We start from the raw sequence: 22,936 nt of genomic DNA, 5'->3' as shown, positions 1-22,936 counted from the left end.
ATGCGAGGGAGCGGTGGTGCGATAGGGTTTCGCGGTAGTCCTACTACCGTGAATTCCTCCCTACGCATCCTGGAGAGGTCCATGACCCCCACGCCCACTCCCTCGCAGGCCGACGCGGCGGCGAGCCCGGCCACGACGGCATCCGGGGCGTCCGCGTCCGAGCGGTCCATGGAGATGCTGCGCCTGCTGTCCGGTTTCCAGCAGTCCCAGGCGCTCTACGCACTGGTCAAGCTCGGTGTGGCCGCGGCGCTGCACGGTGGTCCGATGACGGTCGGGGAGCTGGCGAAGACCACGGAGACGGACACCGACGCGCTGGGGCGGCTGCTGCACATCCTCTCCGGCGTCGGGGTGGTGGCCCGGCGCGGTGAGGACGCCTTCGCGCTCACCCCGCTCGGCTCCACGCTGGTGGCCGATGCACCCGGCTCGGTGCGCGACGTGGCGCTCATGTGGATGGAGACGCACTACGTGCCCTTCTCCGAACTGGTCACCACCATCCGTACGGGCGTCCCGGCGGCCACGGCACACTTCGGGCAGCCTTTCGCGGAGTGGCTGGGGGCCCACCCGGAACACTTGCCGGTGATGGCGTCGGCGATGGCGAACATGACGTACGGCCCCAAGGACGCCGTACTGGCCGGCTACCGGCTCCCGGCCGGTGAGGTGGTCGCCGACATCGGCGGCGCCGACGGCTCCGTGCTGGCCCGGCTGCTGGCCGATGATCCCGGCCGACGCGGCATCGTCCTCGACATGGAGCACGTGGTGCCCACCGCACACGCGCGGCTGGCCGGCCAGGGGCTGGCCGACCGCGTGGAGGTACGGGCCGGTGACTTCTTCGAGAGTGTGCCGACCGCGGACGTCTACCTGCTGTCCACCGTGCTGCACGACTGGGACGACGTCTCGTGTGCGCGCATCCTGGCCCGGATCGCGGAGGCGGCGCCCCACGGCGCCCGGCTGGTGGTGGTGGAGACGGTGCTCTCGGAGGGCGACGGACCGCATTCGAGCAAGCTGTTCGACTTGACCATGCTCGGCATGGTGCCGGGCCACGAGCGCCGGGAGGCGGAGTTCGCGGCGCTGTTCGCCGGTGCCGGGTTCACCCTCGACCGGCGTGTCCCAGGGCCGGCGGACAGCCCGTTCGCGATCTTGGAGGCCACGCTCACCCGGTGAGCAGGGCGGCCACGGCTTGGTCCCGCAGCCACCGCTCGGCGGTGTCCCAGTCCCAGCCGTTCTCCCGCACCAGCACGCGCCAGGAGGACAGGCCGAGGTAGTACCAGAGCACATCCGTCGCGCCCGCCGCGTCGAGCCCCTCCCGCAGGGCGCCCAGCGCGGCGAGCCGGTCGGTGGTGGCCCGCAGCGCGTCACGGAAGCGCTCCTGGGCGAAGCGCAGCATCTCGGCGGCGTGCGGGTCGACCGAGGCCGCGTCGAGGAGGATCTCGACGACCTCCGCGTGTTTCTCGCTGTCGCGGCGGATGCCCTCGACGGCGAACACGACGACGTCGTAGGCGTTGTCGGCCGCCGCGATCCGCGCGAGGGTTTGTTCGGCGATGGGGTCCTCCACGCCCTCGGTGACCAGGGCGCGCAGGATCTGCGGCTTGCCGCCGGTGTTGGTGTAGACGGTGTTGGTGCCGACCCGGGCGGCGGCGGCGATCCGGGTGATGGTGGTGGCCACGTAGCCGTGGGCGGCGAACAGCTCCTTGGCGGCATCCAGAATCGACTGCCTGGTCGCGGCAGCGGCCTCCGCGCGGCGGGGCGAGTGGTAGCGGCGGCCTGGCATGCGCCGACCGTATCAAGGGGGCGGGTGGTCAGCCGCGGGAGCCGCTTGCGCCGTGATAGCCGAGTTCGAGGTAGCCGGATGCCGGCGCGCTGGTGCATGGCGATGAAGCCGGCCACGCCCTCCTCGCGCTCGCCGCCGCTCCAGGGTCAGCGTCTTGTTGCGGCCCATGAAGCCGGGCTCGCTGAAGACCGTGACGTGAAGGCACGGGAGCCTCCGTCATGCGCCACCGACAGCTAGTTGATTCACCGTCAGTTCCGGTGCGCCGTGTGACCCCTCATCCGGGCCGGAGAAGGGCGCGAGCCGCGTCGGCTCGCGGCGGGGCCGGACCCGGCGGGGCCGTCACGCGGGATCGGTGGCCGTGGCTGTGCCGACGAGCTTCTCGAACAGGAACTCGTGCTTGAGGAAGGACACGTCGTACTCGTGGCCCGGGTAGGGCGGGATGAGCTGCGACGCCTGGAACAGCCGCCAGCCATCGAGCAGTGCCGCCACGCCGGTGGCGTACGGCGGCTCGTCCGCGTCCCCGGCGGTGGGTGACGTGGCGCCCGTGCCGTCGTAGCGCGCCCAGCCGATGACGCCGCTGTCGAGGGAGGAGTTGTTCAGGTAGAGGACGAGCACCTGCTGCCGGACGGTGCCGGCGAGGGCGGGCTCGGCGGTCGCGGGCTGTGTGGTCATGGCGGACAGCTCCTGGTGTGAGGCGAAGGCGGCGATCGGGACGGCGCTCAGGCGTCGAGGGTGGCCCTGCCGGGCCGGTTGGTCACCCGGGTCACCCAGTGGTCCAGATCGAAGGACGGGTCCCCGGTCAGCGCCCGCCACAGCCTGACCCGGTTGTGGAACTCCAGCCGCCCGGTCGCCTGCTCGTACCACGGGAACCGGGTCCGCAGCTCCTCGGCCACCGCCGGGTCGCCGAGGTCGTCGGTGTTCCACAGGCGCACCTGCGGGACGGTCGGATTGAAGCGGATCTTGAACATGTAGCGCGGGACACCGCTGTCGTTGCGCCGGCCGCCGTGCCAGATGCCGTGGTGCAGGATCAGCACCGTGCCCGCCGGACACACCAACCGCTGCTGGCCGAGCAGGTTCTGGTACCGGCCGGTGTCGCTCTCGTTGGTGCGCCGCAGATGGCTGCCCGGCACGATCAGGGTCCCGCCGGCCTCCAGCGTCACCTCGCGCGGGTAGTACATGAGCTGGACGTCGAAGGCGTCCGGCCGGACGTCGATGATGGCGTCACCGTGCAGCGGCTGGGCCTGGCCCTCCCGGGGCTGCCGGATGTGCACGGCGTGGTGGTCGATGGTGGGGTCCGGGCCGACCAGGCTGTGGAGCGCACCGGCCACGGCCGGGAGGTCGAGCAGGCTGCGCGCGAAGGACCCCTCGGGGAACGCCTCGGCGACCGGGGTGCCGTACGGGACGGCCGGCACGCCCGCGGCGAGCACACCGAGGGCTCGGTCGTTGAGGGAGTCGGGGACGACGGAGTCGAGGCGCAGAAAGCCGTGGGCCACGAACCGGGCCATGCGCGCCGAGGTCAGGAGCTGTTCGCGAGCGGGTCGGGCGGCCATGTTCTCCTCCGGTGCGGGAGAGCGGGAGCGGGTGGTTCCGCGTGGTTCGTCGCCACGACGCTAGAACGCGGCCACCTGAGGACGCGTGGGCCTTGCTCACTACTCCTGGTAATTTTTCACCATGACGGGCATGACGGGAGCGGCTCCCGAGCCCCAGCCACAGCGGGTCCCGGTGCGGCTCGACTCGCCCCCGCACATCGAGGGGCTCGGCGTCGGTGTCCACGGCACGCGGCGCCTCCGCGACGTCTTCCGCCTGCCCGACCTGTGGCAGCTGCACCTCTACCGCTACACCGCCGAGCTCACGGTCGACGGCGTCGCGTACACCGTACGGCCCGGCTACGTCAGCCTCGTCCCGCCCGGTGTCCTGGTGCGCTACCGCTACCGCGGGCGCTCCGAGCACCTGTACGCCCATCTGCGGCTACCCGACCGCGGGACGGCCCGTACGGTGCCGGTGGTACAGAACGCGGGGGCCCAGACGGCCCTGCTCTCCAGCCTCCTGCTCCAGGCCATCGCGGCCGTCCCCAGAGCCCCGGCGCAGGCGGTAGCCGAGGTGTGGTCGGTGCTGTGGCGCGTGGCGCAGCTGTCCGTCCCCACCGGCACCGGCGGCGGCCACCCCGCCGTCGCCGCCGCGATCGCGTACGTCGAGTCGCGTCTCGCCGAGCCGCTCACCGTGCCGGACGTGGCGCGCGGGGCGGGCGTCTCGCACAACCACCTCACCCGGCTCTTCCGGGCCGAGACCGGGGACACGGTGGTGGCCCACATCCGGCGCCGCCGCATGGAGCGGGCCAGGCACCTGCTGCGCGAGACGACACTGCCGATCGCGACGATCGCGGGGTCGGTGGGGATCGCGGACCTCCAGGCGTTCAACAAGGCCTGCCGTCGCGAACTCGGCGCCTCGCCACGGGCGATCCGCGACGGAGCGCCCGGCCCCGGCGTCTGACGCAGAGGTGGATCACCAGGGCATCTCACCGTGGCGGTCACGGAAGGTTCCGGTCGGTCCGTCCGCCCCGATGGTGGCGAGTTCGACGATCGCGTCGGTCCCCTCGGTCACGGTCTGCGGGCCGCTGTGCCCGTTGAAGTCCGTCGCGGTGTACCCCGGGTCGGCCGCGTTCACCTTCACGTCCGGCCAGGACTTCGCGTACTGCGTGGTCAGCATGGTCACGGCAGCCTTCGACGATGTGTAGAGCGGCGCGATGGCCCGGCCCTCGACGCGCTCGGCGTCGTGGGTGGCCGCGAAGGACCCCATACCGCTCGACACATTGACGATGACCGGGCTCGCGGACTTGCGCAGCAGTGGCAGGAACGCGTGCGTCACCCGGACGATCCCCACGACGTTGACCTCGAACACCGCGCTCGCGTCAGCGGCCGTGATTTGGTCGGCGGGGTTGTGTGTCCCGAGGACACCGGCGTTGTTGATCAGGACGTCGATACCACCCTCGCGAGCCCCGACGTCGGCGGCGGCCGCGGCCACCGACGCGTCGTCGGTCACGTCGATCTGGACGAAACGGGCGCCGAGCGCGTCGGCGGCCGCCCGGCCGCGCTCTGGATCGCGAGCGCCGACGAGGACGGTGTGGCCGGCCTCGATCAATCGGCGGGCGGTCTCGTACCCGAGGGATTTGTTGGCTCCTGTGATGAATGTGGTCGTCATGTGTTCACCCTCGGCCATGGGTGAGAGGAGAACCAGTGCCCTCCGCGACGGTAGGACGGCCAGTACCAGGCAGAAGGAGCCCGCTCGGCGGCGGAACGGCCCGGGTCGTCGGCCCGGGCCGTCTTGTGGTTCAGGGCCCTGAGGTCCCTCGCGATCTCTCGAGGTCCCGTCAGCCCTCGGGGATGGACCCGTCCTGGTCGATGACGTTGTCGCCGGGGCCGCCGTCGATGCCGTCCTGGCCGGGGCCGCCGAAGAGGTAGTCGTTGCCCGGTCCGCCCTTGATGGTGTCGTCGCCCTGTCCGCCGTCGATCGAGTCATCGTTGCCGGCGCCGTCGAGATAGTCGTCGCCGGGGCCGCCGTAGATCTCGTTGGCCACGTCATCGCCGATGACGGTGTCGTCGCCGTCCCCGGCCCACACCGCGAAGGAGTCGTTGATGGTGTCGTCGCCGGCGTTGCCGTTCGCGTTCGTGGCGTGGCTGATGGTGTCGTCGCCGTCGCCGCCCACCGCGACGGAAGCGCCGGTGATGGTGTCGTTCCCGGCCCCGCCGTCGACGTTCACGTCGCCGCCGGAGACCTTGGCGCTGTCATTGCCGTCGCCGAGTCGGACGTTGCCCTGGTCGCCGCCGTGGTCCGGGTCGGGGACGGGCACGGTGCAGGTCACATAGGTCAGGTCGGTGGCAGTGGGGTGGGTGCAGCCGGTGCCGGCGGTGATCTTGACAACGTCGTCGACGCCGAAGGTCAGCTTGGTTCCGGTCTCACTGACCCGCTTGATGACGAGCTTGTTGGTCTGGCCGTCGGCCGCGGTGTAGGCCATCACTCCGTCGGTGACGGTCACGGTGGCCGACGACGCGGGTGAGGTGGCGGCCTGGGCGTTCCAGGCGAAGAGTCCGGTGCTGGCCGCGGCGGCCAGTAAGGCGGCGACGCCGACCGGGCGGACGCGGCGGGAGCGCGGGCCGAGGGTGGACACGAAAAACCTCCGTGGGGAGTGGATCTGATTTCCGATCACCCGTTTCGACGTGGAAATTGCGCGCGGGGTTGTGCCACTCCCATGCCCTGTTCGCCGATCTCCGTGAATTCCGATGTGCGTTCAGCTCCACGACACCGGGAATTCTCTCCGCGTTGTCGCAATGTGCGTTCCAGAGGGGATCGCCGATTCCAGCGGGCCCGGGCGCGCCTGCTCGCCCCCGGCCACGGGAGAGGTATCAGCCCTTGACCCGGGCCACGACCGTGTTCGCGAGGTCCGCGAAGTCGTCCACGACCAGGGTCGGCGGGTAGTACTCGTTGCCGAAGGGGCGCTTGCGGCGGTCGACGAACGCCGTGTGCATACCGGCGGCCTTCGCCCCTACGCAGTCGAAGGCGTGGTTCGCCACGAACAGCACCTCGGACGGCTCGAGGCCGACGGCCTTGGCGCCGGTCGCGTAGGTGCTGAAGTGCGGCTTGAAAGCGCCGGCCTCCGCCACCGAGACCACCCGGGTCCACAGGTGCTCGGTACGGGAGAACTCCACCCCGGCCTCGAGCATGTCCGGGTCACCGTTGGACAGGATGACCAGCTGGAATCCGGCGTCCTTCAGGTGCGTCAGGGCCTCGATCACGTCCGGGAAGGGCTCGAGCCGCTCGATCTCCGAGACCAGGGCACGGACCTCGTCCATCGTGTGCGGGATGCCCGCACGCGTCAGGATGTAGTCGACGGTCTGCCGGCCGATCTCCCGGTAGGGGATGTGCGCGCGGCCGAGCAGGCCGTCGATCATCGAGTTCTCGAAGTGCGTACGGCGCCACCAGGTCACGACCCGGTTCGCCGGCTGCGCGGTGTAGTTCTTCGCCTCCAGGTACGGAGTGATCGCCTTGACCAGGCTGCCTTGCATGTCGACGACCGTGCCGTAGAAGTCGAACATCAACGCCTTGACGCCGGTCAAGGGTTCGGACTGCTCAGTCACGTCGCGCCCTCCCATGGGACGAGTGGAATCGGACGCGTTGAACGCTAGGCAGGCCCGACCCTGTCGGCATCGGAGGAAAGCCCGAGGCCAGGCAGCCGTGATTGGTGAGTTCCACCTCGCCCGGACGGGGCGCCTGAGGAAGGGTGACGGCCGTGTCCCCTCACATCGCCACGCCGGACCCTGATCACCCCTCTGTCGACTGGACGCTTCGCGCGCTGGCTCTCGCCCGGTCGACGGGCGCCCCCGTCCTGGCATGTCTGGCCGGACTCCGTGCCATGCCGGCGACGCCCGGAGCTTTCGCGTTGGGCTTCGCCGACCGCCCGGCGCCGCAACGGCTGGGACTGGTGGAAATGGCGATGCTGGCCGACCTGACGTTGGGCGGGGCCCTCCGTCAGGAAGTCGGCCGCACCCGGCCGCTGCCGACGCTGAGTCTCACACTCGACCTCGCCGCACCGCACGACGCCGACAGCGCGTCCGTGACCGCCGAGGCGCGCGAGATCGCCGTCGGGGACGGCATTGCCACCGCCGCCGGTTCGCTCCGGGGGCCGCGAGCCGTCTTCGGACACTGCGCCGCGACGTTCGCGATACCCTCGCGAGGCCGACAGGACGAACTGCCCTGGGACGATCCGGAGGGTGTCCACCGGCCCGGCTCCTCGATCCCGCTCGACCCGGGCAGCCTGAGCGACGCTGATCAGTCCCTCCTGCGTTCCGTGCCGGCGGCGGAGGCCACCGGGCTGTCGTGGGGTGACCACCTGGTCACCGAGGCGACGGTCGCCGGCCCGGACGGGGTGGTGCTGACCCCGACCGCGGCGATGACCAATCGTGCGGGCGCCGTACAGGGCGGAGTGCTGTTCGCCTTGGCCGCCCACTGCGGCGCCCCTCAAGACGACAGCCTCCCTCCCCGGCTGGTCTCCGGGACGATGCGCTTCCTGGCCGGCACCGGCGCCACGGCCCCGGTGCGGGCGGAGCCGCTGGTCGAGCATGTCACCCGCCGATCGGTGTTCACTCAGGTGCGACTCCTCCAGGACGAGGGCGTCCGCGCCGTTGCCGGGCTCCTCTACCGCCGCTGACCAGCACGGATGCATGATGTGTGCAGCCAGGTCGGGCCGTCACACAGCAGGCCGGCAGCCGAGCAGCGGGACAGGAGAACGCCGTGAATCTGTGCGATCTGTTGGAAGCAGCGGGAGCGGGCCCGTTGCGAACGGTCCACCTCGTGAACGGAGGACTGGCCCGGATCCATGATGTCGTCATCGTCGATTCCGCGTGTCCTCCCGCCGCCGGCCAGGTCATTCTGGCCGTCGGAGTCCAGCTCGAGACGTCCTCGGGGCGTGAGTTGATCGCCGAAGCGGAGAGGGCGGGAGCCGCCGCCGTCGTCTTCCGCGCCGCGGGGGCCGTCGGCGTCGTGCCGAGCGGCACCCGGACGTCCGTCCTTCTCGCCGACGCCCACATCGGCTGGGCGCAGCTCCTGCTGCTGCTCCGCACCCTGGCCTCCGCCGCGCAGGACGAGACGAGTACGGATTCCCCCGACCAGCCCACCCCGAGTTCCATGCACGGCCTCGCGGACGCGATCGCGACGATGGTCGGCGGCTCGGTCGTGCTGTACGACCGGGCCCACCGGGTGATCGCCTACGCGGTGCAGGGCCACGAGATCGACAACGTGCGCCGGGACGCGATCCTGGGAAAGCGGACTCCCGAACGGTGGATCAAACGGTTCACCATCGACAAGTCGGCTTATCAGACCTTCCGCAACGTGGGCGAGGTCGTCAGAGTCGACAGCTATGAGGAGATGCGGCCCCGGTTACGGATCGCGATCCACGCCGGCGGCGAGATCCTCGGCGAAATCTCCGTGGCCGAGGGGCGGCAGCCGCTCACCGCCGACGCCGAGGAAGCACTCAAGCGCGCGGCCGGCCTCGTGGCGCCGTTCATGCTGCGTCACCGTGTCGCGGAGGACACCGGCCGTACCGCCCGCGAACAGATGCTCCGGGGTCTCCTTGAGGGGAATCCCACCCTGGAAGCCCAGACGATCAGCTCTGGGCTGGACCCCAGCCGTGGGCTCACCGTCGTCGGATTCGCCCTGCACGCGGAGGACCGGACCGACGCGACATCGGCCGAGGTCTTCGCCGAACGCCTGGTACATCTGCTCTCCCTGCAGGTGCACAGCCTTGATCCCGCAGCGGGCGTGGTGTCGGTGGACGGCGCCTACTACGCCCTGATCCCCACGCTGAGCCAGGCAGCCCACGAGTTGCTCGTCAGCCGCCTCAGGCCCGCGCTCGCCCAGCTTCAACGCCTCGATATCGAAGCGTGCGCCGCCATCGGGAGGCGGGCCACCGGTCTGCGGGAGGTCCCCGTCTCGCGGAGCGATGTCGATGACCAACTCCTGGTGCTCGGGCGGCGGGAAAGCTCGGGGGTCATCGGCACGAAGCAGGCTTTGTGGGCGGACATGACACTGCTGCCGGCCGAACGAGCGGTGGCGGCGGGAGATCCGGAACTGACTGAGCATCTGTGCCGGCTTGCCGCGCACGACGCCCGGCACGGCACGGAATTCGTCAAGACATTGAACACCTACCTGGAGGTGTTCGGGTCGACGTCCGCCGCGGCGGAGCAGCTCGTCCTCCACCCCAACACCCTGCGGCACCGTCTGGGGCGACTCGCCGAGATCTCAGGGGTCGACCTGGAGGATCCGTCCCAGCGGCTGGCACTGGCCCTCCAACTGCGTGCGCGCGCGTTGCCGGACTGCTCGCAGCCGTAGGCCGTCTCCGCGGCAGGCTGTCTCTCCGGCGGGATCCGCGGGCCTGCCGGGACTGGTGGGGGCTCCCGCTCGACTCAGGCGTGCTGACCGGTTGTCGTCCCGTCCGCCACGTCGCGGTCCTTCGTCTCGGGAAGGGTGCGGACGCACACCAGGCTGACCAAGGCGGTGGCTGCGAGCATGCCCCCCACCGCCATGCCGCCGAACGACGTGGAGAGCACGGGGGCCACTAGCGGAACGACGCCGCCGCCGAGAACGCCACCGAGGCTGAATGCCAGGCCGGCGCCCGTATAGCGGAAGCGGGTCTCGAACAGCTCCGGCAGGAAGGCTCCTACGGGACCGAAGCAGATGCCGAAGATGACCAGCAGTACCGTCAGCCCGGCGGCGAAGGCGAACGGACCGCCCAGGCCCAGAAGAGGGAACAGGACCAGCGACCACACCAGGCCGCTCACGCAGGAGGCCGTGATGACCGGGCGCCGGCCGAAGCGGTCCGAGGCTCGGCCCGCCACGATGGTCGCCGCTCCGAACATGACCGACGCGAAGATGCCGATGGAGAGAACGGTGGACCTGCTCAACCCCATCCCGGACGGGCTGGTCCCGTAGTTCGTCAGGAAGGCGGTGCCCATGTAGAAGAAGCTGTACTGCATCGTTATCGCGCCGGCCGCCAGGAGAATGTCACGCGGCTGATTGCGCACGACATCGACGAGAGGCGAGACGCGCGGGGAACCGGCGTGATTCTCGGCGGCGGCCTGGGCCCGCTGGAACTCCGGTGTTTCGGTGACCGAATTCCGAGCCCACAACCCGACCATGACGAGGGCGATACTCACGATGAACGGGATGCGCCAGCCGTAATCGAGAAACGTCTGGTTCGTGTTGCCGAAGAGGCCTCCGGTCACCAGGAACGTCACACAGGACAGCATGAAACCGAGAGCCGGTCCCAGCTGCGGGTATACGGCATAGCGCCCCCGCCTCCCAGCAGGTGCGTGTTCGGCCGTCAGCAGGGTGGCTCCCGCCCACTCCCCGCCGACCGCGAAGCCCTGGGCCGCCCGCAGCAGCACGAGAATGATCGGCGCCACGACACCGAGGGTCGCCGATCCGGGCAGAAAACCGATCAGGGTGGTGGCAAGCCCCATGATCAGCAACGTCATGACGAGGGAGCGCTTACGCCCGATACGGTCACCGAAGTGGCCGAAGACGACGGAGCCCACCGGGCGGGCGACGAAGGCGACCCCGAGCGTTGCGAAGGACGCCACGACGCCGGCTGTCGGGCCGAGTGCGGGGAAGAACACCGTGGGGAAAACGAGGGCCGCTGCGGTGGCGTAGATGAAGAAGTCGTAGAACTCGATGGTGGTACCGACGCAACTGGCGAATGTCACCTTGCGCAGGGAGCCTGACGGTATCTCGCCGATGTCCGAGGGGCTTGTCGAATGCGCGGTCATGAGCCACCTTTGCCTCGTGAGCGTGGAGTTACCGACTTTCTGCCGCGCCCTTGCACTCCGCTGGAGGGCGGAGTGGCTCCCGGATCAGTAAGCCTTGCCGGCGTCCCGACGCAGCTCGGCCAGAACGGTCTCGGTGTGTTCGCCCAGACCTGGGACCGCGGTAACCGGCTCTGGGAGGCCGTCCAGGTTGAACGGCGACCGTAGAACGCGCACCGGTCCGTTGGGGGAGCCTGCCTCTACCCATCGCACGCGTGCCTCGTGCTGAGGATGGTGCACGAGGTCGTTGAGGTCGTTCACCGCGGCGGTCGGAATGCCCGCGGCGACCAGCCGTTCGGTGACGTGTGCGGTGCCGAGCGCGGCCAGCCGTTCCTCGATCACCGGTTCAAGGTCTGCGCGATTCCTCACCCGCAGTTCGTTGGTCGCGAAGCGCTCGTCTTCGACGAGATCGGGGCGATCGATGACCTGCTCGCACAGCCGCGCCCACTGCGCCGCGGTCTGCACCGCGAAGTTGACGTGCTCACCGTCGCCGGTGGGGTAGACGCCGTACGGCACCATCATGTTGTGGCGCGCACCAGCTCGCGGCAGCTGGACGTCGGCGTAAAGCTGGTGGTAGGCGGGCGCCATCATCCACTCGCTGAGGCAGTCGAGCATCGAGGTGTCGATGAAGGTGCCGGCACCGGTCCGCTCGCGATGCAGGACAGCCGCGAGGATCGACGACACCGCGTAGACCGCCGCGCACATGTCGGCCACCGAGATCCCGACCTTTGCCGGGCGCTCGGGTTCGCCGGTGACGGACAACAGGCCGGCTTCCCCCTGGATCAGCAGATCGAACGCCTTGCGGTCCCGGTACGGACCATCGGCACCGTAACCCGATATGGCGCAGTTGATCAGCTTGGGAAACCGCTCCCGCAGCTTCTCGCGGCCGAATCCGAGCCGGTCCACGGCGCCCGGCCCGAGGTTGTGGACGAAAACGTCGGCGCGTCCGAGCAGGCCGTCGAGCGCTTCCCGGCCCTCGTCGGACTTGAGGTCGAGAGTGATGCTCCGCTTGCTGCGGTTGGCCCAGACGAAATAGGCGGACTGCCCCTCCACCACGGAGTCGTAGTGACGGGCCAGATCTCCACCTGACGGACTCTCGACCTTGATCACGTCGGCGCCGAGATCGGCGAGATGACGGGAACACAACGGCGCGGCGACGGCGTGCTCGAGCGCGATCACTCGTATCCCGGCCAGCGGCGGTTCCTCGATGCCGACGGCGGGAGTCTTCGGAACGTCTGTCTCGGTCATCGACCTTCCTGCCCATAGGGGGTTCCACCTGCCGGTACGACCGGCCGGTGGAGACGACAGCACCGGACAGCTTCGACAGTAGAGGCGGCGGGCCAAGGGCCCTTCGGTCGAAGCCACGACGTCTCGGCGAGCCTCTTGGCGTACTGCACAAGCGGTCCCTCAGCGGACGGGGCTGGAGGCCCGGTGAGATGAGGGGCGCCGCCCTCAGCCCAGCTGGAACGGGTCGCGGCTGACACCACTGAGCTCGGTCCACACCGCCTTCGTCTCGGTGTAGGACGCCAGGGCCTCGGGACCGTTCTCACGCCCGATGCCGCTGGCCCTGAACCCGCCCAGTGGCACTGCCGGGGAGACCGTCCGGTAGGCGTTGATCCACACCGTCCCCGCATCCAGGGCCGCCGCGACCCGGTTCGCTCGGCGGATGTCGTTGGTCCAGACAGCCGAAGCCAGTCCGTAGGGGGTGTCGTTGGCCATCTCGACCACTTCCTCCTCCGTCGAGAAGGGGATGATCGAGGCCACTGGGCCGAAGATCTCTTCCTGCGCGATCCGGTGGTGGTTACGGACGCTGCCGAACACCGTCGGTTCGACGAACAGGCCATCCGCGAGATCGGCCCGATCGGGCCGCCGACCGCCACAGAGCAGGTCCGCTCCCTGGTCGCTGCCTGTCCGGATGTAACCCATCACCTTGTCCAGTTGGGCGCTGAACGCGAGCGGTCCCAGCTCCGTCTCGGCGAGGAGCGGGTCGCCGATGACCAGAGATCGCGCTCGCTCGGCCAAGGCCTCGCTCACCGCACGCACGGACTTCTCCTGGACGAAGAGCCGGGAGCCGGCCATGCACGTCTGCCCGCCGGCGGCGAAGATCCCGCTGATCGCACCATTGATCGCGCCGTCGAGATCGGCGTCGTCGAAGACGATGTTCGGCGACTTTCCTCCGAGTTCGAGCGTGACGCGGGTGATGTTCTCCGCCGCCGCCCGCATGACGCCGCGACCGGTCGCTGTCGAACCGGTGAACGCGATCTTGTTGATGCCCGGGTGCTCGACCAGGGCCTGCCCGGTCTCCCGGCCACCAGTGAGCACGTTGAACACGCCGTCGGGGAAGCCGGCTTCCTTCACGAGACGGGCGAGACGGACCGTTGAGGCCGAAGCGTGCTCGGACGGCTTCACGACGAAGGTGCATCCCGCTGCCAGGGCGGGGGCGAGCTTCCAGGTCAGCAGCAACAGCGGCGAGTTCCACGCGGTGATCGCGGCGACGACACCCACCGGCTCCTGACGGGTGGTCACGAAGAAATTCGACTTCTCCGGCTGGATCGACGCGTCGCGATGTGTTTCGGCGAGGCCGGCGAAGTAGGTGAAGTACGACGGCAGCGACTGAACCTGGCCACGCATCTCCCGCACCAGTTTCCCATTGTCGATGCTCTCGGCGAACGCGAGTTCCTCGACGTTCCGCGCGATCAGATCGGCGAGCTTGCGCATCAGCGCGGCGCGCTCCGCACCGGTGGTTCGCCGCCACTGGTCACGGAACGCCCGCCGGGCAGCGCGAACGGCACGGTCCACATCCTCGACACCGGCACTCGGGAAGCTGGCCCAGGCCTTGCCGTTGTACGGATCATTGCTGACGAACCGCCGGCCCGACAGCGAATCCACCCACTCACCATCGGTGAACATCGGAAAGTCGACGACGGATGTGTGCGCATGGGTCGTCCCTTGCGCGGTCGGGAGACTGGACATGTGAATTTCCTCCTCACGAGGCAACTCGTCGAGTCCACGCAATCGCTCCCGCCCGCCCGTGGCGACGGGCGATGCCACGATGTCCGGCCCGAGTCGTTGGTGGCATGAACAACGGCAGAACGGCCGAACGAAGCCATGCTGACCAGGTGCCGCCACGCGCGCCGAGCTGCGCAAGGAGGCCACGTGTGGACAGCCGTGCCCTCCGGGCTCTCCTCGCGGCCGCAGCCGCGGGTTTCACCCTCGAGGCGCGGTTCGAGACGGAGTCGAACGAGGTCGCTCAATCTCTGGTGGTCGCCGAGCAACGGAGCTTCCCATGTCGCAGCAACATATCCCGGCCCAGGCCGCCGGCCCCCGAGTTACCGCCAACGTCATACGCGGCTGCCTGGGAAACCTCATCGAGTGGTACGACTGGTTTGTCTACGCATCCTTCAGCATTTACTTCGCGTCCGCGTTCTTCCCCGAGGGAAATCAGACCGCCCAACTACTGTCCACCGCCATCGTCTTCGCGGTCGGATTCCTCATGCGGCCTATCGGCGGCTGGCTGCTCGGCCTGTACGCCGACCGTTTCGGCCGCCGTGCCGCACTCACACTCTCGGTCACGCTGATGAGCGTCGGCTCGCTGACCATCGCGGTCACCCCCAGCCACGACACCATCGGAGCGCTGGCACCCATCCTCCTGGTCACGGCCCGCCTCGCCCAGGGACTCTCGGTGGGCGGCGAGTGGGGCTCCAGCGCCTCCTACCTCGCCGAGGTCGCTCCCGCCGGCCGACGCGGCTTCTACTCCAGCTTCCAGTTCGTCTCGATCGTCCTGGGCCAGCTCGCCGCGCTCCTCGTGATGATCGTTCTTCAGCGTTTGCTGAGCGACGGACAGATCGAGAGCTGGGGCTGGCGCATTCCGTTCCTGATCGGTGCGGTAGCAGGCCTGGCCGTGATGTACCTGCGGCGTTCCATGGACGAGTCGCAGCACTTCGAGGCGGAGAAAACCAAAGCGGGCCTGCAAGGTTCCGCGACGCCGGAGCGCCGGGGCCTGATCTCGCTCTTCACCGAATGCCCCCGCCAGCTGATCGCCGTGTTCGGGCTCGCCATCGGCGGTACGGTCGGCTACTACACCTTCACCACGTACCTGCAGAAGTACCTGGTGAACACGGCCGGCATCCCCAAGGCATCGGTCTCCGCCATCGGCTTCGCCGCGCTGTTCCTGTTCATGCTGCTCCAGCCGGCGGTAGGCGCTCTGTCGGACCGGATGGGCCGCCGCCCCGTCATGTTCGCCTTCTCCGTGGGCGGAATGCTTCTGACGGTGCCGGTCATGACAGTGCTCGGCCACACACGCAACCCCTGGATCGCCTTCCTGCTGATGACCGTGCTGCTGATGGTCCTGACGGGATACTCGGCACTGGCGCCGATCATCAAGGCGGAGATGTTCCCGACCAAGAACCGCGCCCTGGGAGTCGGCCTGCCGCACGCGCTGGTCACGGCGACCTTCGGCGGCTTCACGGAGCCCATCGCCCTGGCTCTGAAGAAGAGCGGCCACGAAAGCGTCTTCTTCTGGTACGTGACGGGGTGTATGGCACTCACCTTCCTCGCCACCCTGCTCGTGCGCGAGCCCTCCCGCGCCTCGACCCTGGAGACGGACTCCATCGTCTCCAGCGGCCAGGACCTGGAGAAGAAGCCCGCTCCCCTCACTTGATGCGAGGTGTCTCCTCGCGCGGCCGTCCGGCTTCGTGCTGGTGTGCTCATACGATCGTGGAGTCCACCGAGACTGCCCAGTTCAGATCCTCGTCCGCGTCCGCCTGGGCCATCAGCGCGGTGAACACCCGCTCCCAAGTGCCGTCGACGGCCCACATCCGCAGCCGGTTGTAGACACCTCTCCAGTTGCCGTACTTCTCCGGCAGGTGGACCCACTGCGTTGCGGTCTGGAACTTGAAGGCGATCGCGTCGATCACCTCTCGGTGGTCCCACCACCGGCCACCCCGCTTCGGCGTCCGGTCCGGGAGTGACGGCTCGATTCGCGCCCACTGCGTGTCAGTCAACGGCACACCCGGACCAACGACCGACAGATCCAAACGAAACTGCCTAGCAGGCCGTGCCTTTCGGGTCCTCGCGAAAGACACGGCCTGAGGCTCGGCGCCGGCGGGGCTACCGGGGTCGCAGGGCGTGGAGATCCGGCAGATGGCGTTCGCCGACGTGGTGCAGGGTGGTCTTCCGTCCTCGACTGTCGTACAGACGTACGCGCTGCCTCGGTGGGGACGAGTCCGTCTCCACGACGAGGTCCTGGATGTCGGGCCAGGCCCACTTCCGCACCCGCACCACCCCGACCACGGCGATCCCGCTCGCCCGCACCACCGTGCGGGCGCGCCACAGGGACAGGGCCTACACGCCGTCGACGATGGTCAGGACTCCTATCAGGATCACCGCGACCCAGCCCGGCAGGTCGTTGATGACCACCTCGAGTCCCGCAAGATCACACCCGTCACCCCCGTCACATCCCGGTGGCCTACTTGGCGGACCAGTAGCCCAAGTTGTTCCGGTTCTCCTCCGCCGCCCGGCGCGGCGCGTCCGGCGATCCCAGCAGACCGTACGGCAGGTACCCGGACCGGACACCGAGTTCCCACCCATGGACCTGGACGGCGAGGCAGGCCAGGGCGAGGGTGCCGAGGGGGAGGAGGGTCCGGGGCGCGGGATCACCGGCATCGGCCTCGACGCTCTCCCGGTACGCGACCAGCCGGGCGACGAGGGCGTCCTCGAATGCGTGCTGGTTGTCGTCGAGGAGTACGCGGAGCAGCCGCTGGTCCGCGCTGAGCGCGTCGCCGACCTCATCGAGCCGCCGGGCGGCCTCCGTGCGCTCCCCGGCGTCGGGCTTGCGCAGCGGAACCGTAGGCCAGTCGCGGGGCAGATGCCCGGTTTCCTCGGTGAGATAGGGGCACAGGGCGTCCATGGCGGCGAGGTCGGCGGGGTCGGAGACGGAGGTGTACTGGTTGTAGGGCACGCCGTCACGGATGGCGGGCGCGTAGTCGCCGCGCAGCAGCAGCCCGGTGACCCGCTCCCAGTCCCACACATGCCCGCTGACGACACACATCTCGAACATGTCGAGCCAGGTCCGCGCGGTGGGCGCCTCCTTGACGACGTCCCGGAAGGTGATGGGCCCGTCCCCGAACTCGTCGTCGTCCGGGTCCGTGCTGATCCGCTCCCCGACGAGGGGGAACCGGAGTTCCTGGTCCCCGTTCGGGAAGCACATGATGCTCAGCACTCCGTGCACACACTCCGCGGCGGTGACGGCGACCGTGCCGGCGGCGGCGTCGAGCCCCGGCTCCGTCACCGTTCGCGCGGCGAGATGGTCGAGTAGTTCGTCCGCCATGGCCCGGATCAGCGTCGGCGAGATGCTGCCGTACCGCAGCGAGTGCCACCGCGTGTAGGCCCGCCCGTCGATGTCGTCGAGCGCCTCGGCCAACCGCTGTTCGCCGACCTGATGGCTTGCCACATCTCGCACGTGCCCCGTCCCTTCATGAACTCCACTGGACGAAGCACGTTATCAACGGGCACTGACAGCACAACGAGAGCGTTTTCTTTCGGATCACCTCGCCGACCAGATGGCCGGTGGGCGACCGCCGGATCGGCCTCGCTTCTTGCGCTTGGCGATCTGGTCGGAGGGTTGGGAGATCACCGCCGGGATCCCGCGCTGGCGGAGACTGGGTGCGGATCGCGCGGGACGAGTAGGCCCTGTCGGCCAGGACCACGCCCGGCGCAGTCCTGGGGCGGCCGATGGGCCTCGGTACCCGTAAATGGGTCATGACCTGGGTGAACGCGAGAGTAATCACCTGCCTGGCCGGGTGTGAGGACGAATGCGAGGGGGCGGCAGCAGCCGTCGGTGGCGAGGTGGATTTTGGTGGTGCGCGATGGTGGTGTTCTGTAGGAGCAGGGCGATGACGGTGATCTCGAAGTGGTCTTCGGGGCGGCTCTGCCGCATGCCGACCAGCGCGGTCAGCTCGGTCAGCCGGGGGGCTCGGTGACCGTGGCGTCGGGGCCGTAGCTGGTCACGAGAGGGATCAGCCACTCCCAGCGGTCGACGTACAGCACGATGGTCACCGAGCCGTCGTCGTGTTCGTGGACCGGCCGGCTCCGCCTGGAGGCGGTCGGCCTCCTCCCGCAGATCGTCGACACGACGGCGAGCGGTGAGCTCACGCTGTTCCAGCAGTCCCACGACCGACTGCATCCTCGACCTCCACCAAAGCGACGACACGACACGCCACCACTGCCACGAGACCGCCGCCCCTATGCCTGACCAGCGAGAACGCAATCCTCAAGCCCGGAAAGACAACAACCTCTCACGCATGGCACGCCGAACCCCATCGGGTCCTACGTGGGGTCGAGGCCGTGGCTGCGAAGCCAAGCCAGCGGGTCTATCGCGTCGCCGCCGCCGGGGTGCACCTCAAGGTGCAGGTGTGGCCCTGACGAGTTGCCGGAGCTGCCGGCGTACGCGATGACATCTCCTGCCTTGACCTGGCCCGCACGGATTTTGGCGCCGGCAAGGTGGCAGTACCAGGTCTCCGTGCCATCCGGAGCGGTGACGATGACCATGTTTCCGTAGAAGGGATTCCATTTGGTTTCGACTGCTCCGTCGGTGACGGCCATCACCGGGGTGTTCATGGGCACGGGAAAGTCGAGCCCTGTGTGTCGGTTCGACCACATGGAGCCGCCCGCGCCGAACAACTCGCCGACTCCCCGCTGCGTGACGGGGAGCGCGAACTTCGGGCGGAGCGCCTCCTTGCGTGCCGCTTCCGCCTTTCTGCGGGCCGCTTCGGCCGCCTTGCGCCTTTGCTCCTGCTGCTGTCTTTGCTTGAGATCGATGCGCTCCTGGGTGCGGCTGGCGCGGTGAGCGAAGTTGTCGGCATCGGTGGTGAGGCCGGCGAGCTGCGCGTCGATCTTGCCATTGGCGGCCGACGGATCTGTGGTCGGCGTCGTGTCCGGGGCGGCTTGCGTGGCCTTCTCGTCCTGGCCGTCGGCGCTGACGGAGACGGCCGCGGCGCCTGTCATGGCCATAACGGCGATGGATGGAGCGGCGACGGTCAGGAGCGCGGACCGCCGGGCGGACGCGCGGTGCCTGCGGGCGTCGGCACGACGCGACACAGGCAAAGTGACTTGTTCTTCCTCGGAGTCGGACTGGGGCGTGCCTTCGGGGTCCTCGGGCGGGGCCACGAACAGATCTGTGCGTTCCTGCTCGGGCTCGGGAGTCGGGCCAGGCCCGTTGTGCCATTGATCGGTGGAGTCCGCCCACGGAGCTGTGTTCCCGTGCCCGCTCGCATCTGCCAGGCGGACGCCGACCACGGATGAGTTCATCACCGCATGGCCAGGGGTGTCCCACATCACGGCCGAGTCGTAGCCACCGGTGGCGTACACCGCCTGATGCGTGGGCTCGACGTAAGGGGCGGCCGTGGTGCTGTGCGCGTCGGGCGTCGCGCCGAACAGCGGGTCTCCACCGTCGTCACCGCCCCATCCCACTCCGCCGTGCTCGGCATCACCGTGGTAGCCACGGTAGATCTCGTACGCGGCGTCGGGCGTGTGACTGGCCCCGGCCGGGTCCCAGCCCTCCGACGGCTGTCGCTCGTTGACCACTGACTTCTCTTCTGTCTCGACAGCAGGAGCACCGGCCGCGACCGTGCCCGATCACGTGGGTTCGCCTTACGGCTAATCTCCTTAACGATATAGGAGACGGTTGGGTCGGATCGACCCGTACCGATACTGGTCCTGCTTGCCCCGGCCACAGTTTCCCGGCTCGGTCGGCGGGACGTCGGCCTCCACCCGATCAGTGCGTTGGATCCGGCTTCGTCTCAGCAGGGGTGTGGTGCGGCGGATACCGCTCGTCGAAGCGCCGCACCTTCCATAGCGTCACGGCGCCGACCCAGGTCAGCAGGAAGGTCACCACGATGACGATGCCGATCGTGTTGAGGTCGATGCCGGTGAGCCACGACCAGGGCCGGTGATCGGCCGCGCCCACTTGCTCCGCGAGTAGTGAGACGAGCTCCACGGTGCCGACGACGAACGCGACGAAGATCGAAAGGCCGGTCATCGTGAGGTTGTAGTAGATCTTGCGGACCGGGTTGGAGAACGACCACTCATACGCCTTCGCCATGAAGACCCCGTCGGTGGTGTCCATCAAGCTCATCCCGGCCGCGAAGATCAACGGCAGGGCGATGATGGCGAGCGGCGGGAGCGTGCCGTCCGCGGCCGAACCCGCCGCCAGGCCGAGCGTGCCGACCTGGGTGGCGGTGTCGAAACCGAGACCGAAGAGCAGGCCCACGAAGTAGAGCTGCCAGCTGTGCTCGATGAACCGGTTGTAGCGGCCCTTGAACACCCGGTTCATCAACCCGCGGTCGGCGAGCAGTTGCTCCAATTCCTCCGGTTCATGGCGGCCTGCTTTCGCCTCACGCCAGGTGCGGACGATGCCGCGTAGCACCGCCAGGTTCAGTGCGGCGATCGCGTAGAGGAAGACGCCGGAGACCAGGGTCCCGATGACGCCGCCGATCTCCGCGAACCCGGCCTGGAAGCGGTTCGCGGCCTGCGCGGCGAAGGCGATGCCGACGGAGAGGCCGAACACGACGGACGAGTGACCGAGCGAGAAGGCCAGACCGAGCCCGAGGGGGCGTTTGCCCTTCTGCAGCAGATAACGAGTGGTGTCGTCGATGGCCGAAATGTGGTCGGCGTCGAAGGCGTGGCGCATGCCGAGCGTGTACGCCAGCCCCGCCGCCCCCGCGTACAGCAACTGCCCCTGACTGTCGGTGAGGCCGTGGTAGCGCGCGTTGTAGTAAGCGAACAGCCCGAACCCCACGATGTGGAGCGCCGCCACCACGCCGTACATCGCCGCGAGCCGACGTATCTCGCCTCGGTCGAAGCGGCGGGCTCGTGCACTCATGGGCGACTTTCCTCGGGGATGGTCTTGTTGTGTGCTTACTGCGAAGACAGCTTATGTGCGAACATCATGCAGTAAGCGGCCCGGGTCCTGATCAGGGAGGTAGGAACCCCGTGGGGCCTGGGTGATGCCCGTCGGTCCCAAGGCCGCGCCGTGCCGCCACGGCGGCATTGCCGGTGCGGCCGGCATGCCGTTACGCGGCGGGTCAGTGGCCGCCGCTCGACTCGACGGCGAGGCGCTTGGCAAAGGTCTTGCCGCCGTCCTTCGACTCGTACACACCGTTCCGCGTCGCGGCCAGGATGCGCTCGGCGTCAACGGCGGTGAGAGCCTGCGGCTGCCCGCCGGGGACGGTGGCGAGCTTCTCCCAAGTGGCGCCACCATCGGTGCTGCGGCTCACCCTGCCGGAGGTGTCGATGCCGTAGAGGGCGCTCTTCACCTTCCAGGAGAGAAAGGCCATGACCGGCTGCTTGCCCTTGGTGAAGGTCTTGCCGCCGTCGGTACTGCGGGCCACTCCTCCCGCGGTGGTGGCGAGGACGAGGTCGGCGTCGTCAGGATCGACCGCGATGTCGAGGGCCTGGAATGTCGCTCCGTCCTTCCAGGTGGTGCCGTCCTTGCTGGTGCGGAGCAGGCCGCCTGTGGAGTCGTAGCCGTAGACGGTGCCGTGCGCGTAGTCCAACGCGTGGAAGTCGGACTTCCCTGAGAGGGAGAGCGACTTCCAGGTGCGGCCCGCGTCGGTGCTCTTGATCAGTCCCTTGTTGCCGGGGCCGTCCGCCCCGGAAGCGGGGTGGCCACTGGCGTAAAAGGTCTTGCTCCGGGCCACGGTGAAGCCCATGAAGTCGTCCTTGCTGTCGCCCACCAGTGTGGGATCGCCCTTGGCGTCGGGGGTGTAGATGCCTTCGTGGGTCGCGACGTACAGGCGCTGGTCGGACGGGTCCAGCCCGAGACCGTGGATGTGGCTGACAGTCGTGACAGCAGCGGACGAGTCCGTGTCACCGTCATCGCCGGAGCAGGCCGCCAGTGTGAGGCCGAGGGCGACGGCGGTCGTGGCCACCTGGACGGCGCGGTGCGTTTTCATGAGTCCTCGGGAAAGGTGAGGGCGGGCCAGGGCATGACCGGGCGCGGCCCAGTAAGGAGTGGGGCGGAGACCGCTCCGGGCTCCCCGGAGTGACCGGCTGAGCCCGGAGCGGTCGGCGTGTGATCGGATCAGAGCTTGTCGAGGATGCCCTGGAGCTGCTTGACCTCGGTGGTCTGGCTCTTGACGACATCGTCGGCGAGCTTCTTCGCGGTGGCGTTCTTGCCGTTCTTCTGCTCGTCCTTGGCCATGTCGATCGCCCCGTTGTGATGGTCGATCATCATCTGCGCGAACATCTTGTCGAAGTCCGTGCCCTTGGCGGCCTTCAGCTCCGTCATGTCCTTGTCGGACATCATCCCGGCCATACCCGAGTTGTCGGAGCTGCCGGAGCCGTGATCCATACCGGGCATGCTGCTGCCCGAGCCGTGGTCCATGCCGGGCATGCTGCTGCCCGACTCGGGCTTGCCCCAGGCCTTGAGCCAGGACTTCATCTTCTGGATCTCGGGGTCCTGCGCCTTCTCGATGTCCCCGGAGAGGGTCTTGATCTTGGAGTCCTCGGCGCGGTCGTCGGCCAGCTTGGACATCTCGACGGCCTGCTCGTGGTGGGGAATCATCATCTGCGCGAACTTCACGTCCGCGTCGTTGAACGCGCCCGGTGCGGGATTCTCGCCGGTGTTCGCGCTCGCCGAGGCGGAGCTCTTGCTCTTGCTCCCGTGGTCCATGCCGCTCATGTCGTCGTCGTTGCCACAGGCGGCGAGGACCAGGCCTGCGGCGGCGACGGTGCTGACGAGAGCGATACGGCGGACGTGCGGACGGCGCGTGCTGCGCTTGATGGCGGTCATGTCGAAAACCTCATGGTGTCTGTT

At 68.8% G+C, this 22,936-nt stretch carries 21 protein-coding genes and 2 pseudogenes; 5 read left to right on the top strand and 18 right to left on the bottom strand.

Annotated elements, in window-relative coordinates:
* Positions 1–81 precede the first annotated feature (81 nt).
* A complete protein-coding gene (locus tag ABZ562_RS11360) occupies positions 82–1,161 on the top strand; it encodes a methyltransferase (protein WP_361476642.1) in 1,080 nt (359 codons plus the stop codon).
* Here the strand turns inward: ABZ562_RS11360 and ABZ562_RS11355 are convergent.
* From ABZ562_RS11355 to ABZ562_RS11345, 3 genes are all read right to left on the bottom strand, one after another.
* Positions 1,151–1,768, bottom strand: coding sequence for a TetR/AcrR family transcriptional regulator (locus ABZ562_RS11355; RefSeq protein WP_361476640.1), 618 nt, complete (start codon positions 1,766–1,768; stop codon positions 1,151–1,153). The two genes, ABZ562_RS11360 and ABZ562_RS11355, sit on opposite strands and share 11 nt — an antisense overlap.
* A gap of 339 nt (positions 1,769–2,107) precedes the next feature.
* Positions 2,108–2,440 carry a hypothetical protein gene (locus tag ABZ562_RS11350; RefSeq protein ID WP_361476638.1) on the bottom strand — a complete coding sequence of 111 codons (333 nt, stop codon included), beginning with the start codon at positions 2,438–2,440 and terminating at the stop codon, positions 2,108–2,110.
* Between the two features lie 47 nt (positions 2,441–2,487).
* Positions 2,488–3,318, bottom strand: a complete 831-nt coding sequence (locus tag ABZ562_RS11345) for a phytanoyl-CoA dioxygenase family protein (protein WP_361476636.1) — start codon at positions 3,316–3,318, stop codon at positions 2,488–2,490.
* Positions 3,319–3,448: 130 nt separating this feature from the next.
* Here ABZ562_RS11345 and ABZ562_RS11340 point away from each other — a divergent pair, with 130 nt between their 5' ends.
* A complete protein-coding gene (locus ABZ562_RS11340; protein ID WP_361476634.1) occupies positions 3,449–4,258 on the top strand; it encodes a helix-turn-helix domain-containing protein in 810 nt (269 codons plus the stop codon).
* Positions 4,259–4,270: 12 nt separating this feature from the next.
* Here the strand turns inward: ABZ562_RS11340 and ABZ562_RS11335 are convergent, their stop codons facing one another.
* From ABZ562_RS11335 to ABZ562_RS11325, 3 genes are all read right to left on the bottom strand, one after another.
* Positions 4,271–4,966 (bottom strand): SDR family NAD(P)-dependent oxidoreductase, encoded by a 696-nt coding sequence (locus tag ABZ562_RS11335; protein ID WP_361476632.1) that lies wholly within the window; start codon positions 4,964–4,966, stop codon positions 4,271–4,273.
* Positions 4,967–5,135: 169 nt separating this feature from the next.
* Positions 5,136–5,933, bottom strand: coding sequence for a calcium-binding protein (locus ABZ562_RS11330; RefSeq protein WP_361476630.1), 798 nt, complete (start codon positions 5,931–5,933; stop codon positions 5,136–5,138).
* A gap of 235 nt (positions 5,934–6,168) precedes the next feature.
* Positions 6,169–6,900 (bottom strand): haloacid dehalogenase type II, encoded by a 732-nt coding sequence (locus ABZ562_RS11325; protein WP_361476628.1) that lies wholly within the window; start codon positions 6,898–6,900, stop codon positions 6,169–6,171.
* Positions 6,901–7,175: 275 nt separating this feature from the next.
* Between ABZ562_RS11325 and ABZ562_RS11320 the strand changes: the two genes are divergently transcribed.
* Positions 7,176–7,970 carry a hypothetical protein gene (locus ABZ562_RS11320; RefSeq protein ID WP_361476626.1) on the top strand — a complete coding sequence of 265 codons (795 nt, stop codon included), beginning with the start codon at positions 7,176–7,178 and terminating at the stop codon, positions 7,968–7,970.
* 143 nt (positions 7,971–8,113) lie between these two features.
* Complete coding sequence (locus ABZ562_RS11315; RefSeq protein ID WP_361476624.1) at positions 8,114–9,649, top strand: helix-turn-helix domain-containing protein; 1,536 nt, start codon at positions 8,114–8,116, stop codon at positions 9,647–9,649.
* A gap of 74 nt (positions 9,650–9,723) precedes the next feature.
* Here the strand turns inward: ABZ562_RS11315 and ABZ562_RS11310 are convergent, their stop codons facing one another.
* The 3 genes from ABZ562_RS11310 to ABZ562_RS11300 all read right to left on the bottom strand — a co-directional run bounded on the left by ABZ562_RS11310 (position 9,724) and on the right by ABZ562_RS11300 (position 14,094).
* Positions 9,724–11,085: an MFS transporter gene (locus ABZ562_RS11310; RefSeq protein ID WP_361476622.1), complete on the bottom strand. Its 1,362-nt coding sequence runs from the start codon at positions 11,083–11,085 to the stop codon at positions 9,724–9,726.
* Positions 11,086–11,169: 84 nt separating this feature from the next.
* Positions 11,170–12,369: a CaiB/BaiF CoA-transferase family protein gene (locus ABZ562_RS11305; RefSeq protein ID WP_361476620.1), complete on the bottom strand. Its 1,200-nt coding sequence runs from the start codon at positions 12,367–12,369 to the stop codon at positions 11,170–11,172.
* Between the two features lie 204 nt (positions 12,370–12,573).
* Positions 12,574–14,094: an aldehyde dehydrogenase gene (locus ABZ562_RS11300; protein WP_361476618.1), complete on the bottom strand. Its 1,521-nt coding sequence runs from the start codon at positions 14,092–14,094 to the stop codon at positions 12,574–12,576.
* Between the two features lie 313 nt (positions 14,095–14,407).
* On the opposite strand from ABZ562_RS11300, the gene ABZ562_RS11295 reads away from it, so the two are divergent.
* The gene (locus ABZ562_RS11295) at positions 14,408–15,781 is read left to right on the top strand and encodes an MFS transporter (RefSeq protein ID WP_361476616.1); all 1,374 of its coding nucleotides are present in this window, start codon (positions 14,408–14,410) and stop codon (positions 15,779–15,781) included.
* Positions 15,782–15,827: 46 nt separating this feature from the next.
* Here ABZ562_RS11295 and ABZ562_RS11290 read toward each other — a convergent pair whose 3' ends face one another.
* The 9 genes and pseudogenes from ABZ562_RS11290 to ABZ562_RS11250 form a co-directional block, all read right to left on the bottom strand.
* Positions 15,828–16,130 (bottom strand): transposase, encoded by a 303-nt coding sequence (locus ABZ562_RS11290; RefSeq protein WP_361476614.1) that lies wholly within the window; start codon positions 16,128–16,130, stop codon positions 15,828–15,830.
* A 100-nt stretch (positions 16,131–16,230) separates the two neighbouring features.
* On the bottom strand, positions 16,231–16,437 hold the full coding sequence (locus ABZ562_RS11285) for a hypothetical protein (RefSeq protein WP_361476612.1): 207 nt from the start codon (positions 16,435–16,437) through the stop codon (positions 16,231–16,233).
* Between the two features lie 151 nt (positions 16,438–16,588).
* Positions 16,589–17,581 carry an immunity 49 family protein gene (locus ABZ562_RS11280; protein WP_361476610.1) on the bottom strand — a complete coding sequence of 331 codons (993 nt, stop codon included), beginning with the start codon at positions 17,579–17,581 and terminating at the stop codon, positions 16,589–16,591.
* 323 nt (positions 17,582–17,904) lie between these two features.
* Positions 17,905–17,985, bottom strand: a pseudogene (locus tag ABZ562_RS11275) (IS5/IS1182 family transposase); the annotation flags it as partial.
* A gap of 96 nt (positions 17,986–18,081) precedes the next feature.
* On the bottom strand, positions 18,082–18,168 hold the full coding sequence (locus tag ABZ562_RS11270) for a hypothetical protein (protein WP_361476869.1): 87 nt from the start codon (positions 18,166–18,168) through the stop codon (positions 18,082–18,084).
* A gap of 279 nt (positions 18,169–18,447) precedes the next feature.
* Positions 18,448–19,179: pseudogene (locus tag ABZ562_RS11265) on the bottom strand (M23 family metallopeptidase); the annotation flags it as partial.
* A gap of 715 nt (positions 19,180–19,894) precedes the next feature.
* Positions 19,895–21,001: a HoxN/HupN/NixA family nickel/cobalt transporter gene (locus ABZ562_RS11260; RefSeq protein ID WP_361476608.1), complete on the bottom strand. Its 1,107-nt coding sequence runs from the start codon at positions 20,999–21,001 to the stop codon at positions 19,895–19,897.
* 202 nt (positions 21,002–21,203) lie between these two features.
* On the bottom strand, positions 21,204–22,073 hold the full coding sequence (locus ABZ562_RS11255; RefSeq protein ID WP_361476606.1) for a F510_1955 family glycosylhydrolase: 870 nt from the start codon (positions 22,071–22,073) through the stop codon (positions 21,204–21,206).
* A gap of 128 nt (positions 22,074–22,201) precedes the next feature.
* Positions 22,202–22,912 carry a DUF305 domain-containing protein gene (locus ABZ562_RS11250; RefSeq protein WP_361476604.1) on the bottom strand — a complete coding sequence of 237 codons (711 nt, stop codon included), beginning with the start codon at positions 22,910–22,912 and terminating at the stop codon, positions 22,202–22,204.
* Positions 22,913–22,936: the final 24 nt, after the last annotated feature.

Source organism: Streptomyces sp. NPDC019937, from assembly GCF_040631655.1.
Classification (GTDB): Bacteria; Actinomycetota; Actinomycetes; order Streptomycetales; family Streptomycetaceae; genus Streptomyces.
Note: the sequence above shows the minus strand (reverse complement) of the source record. Positions and strands in the feature narration are given on the sequence as shown.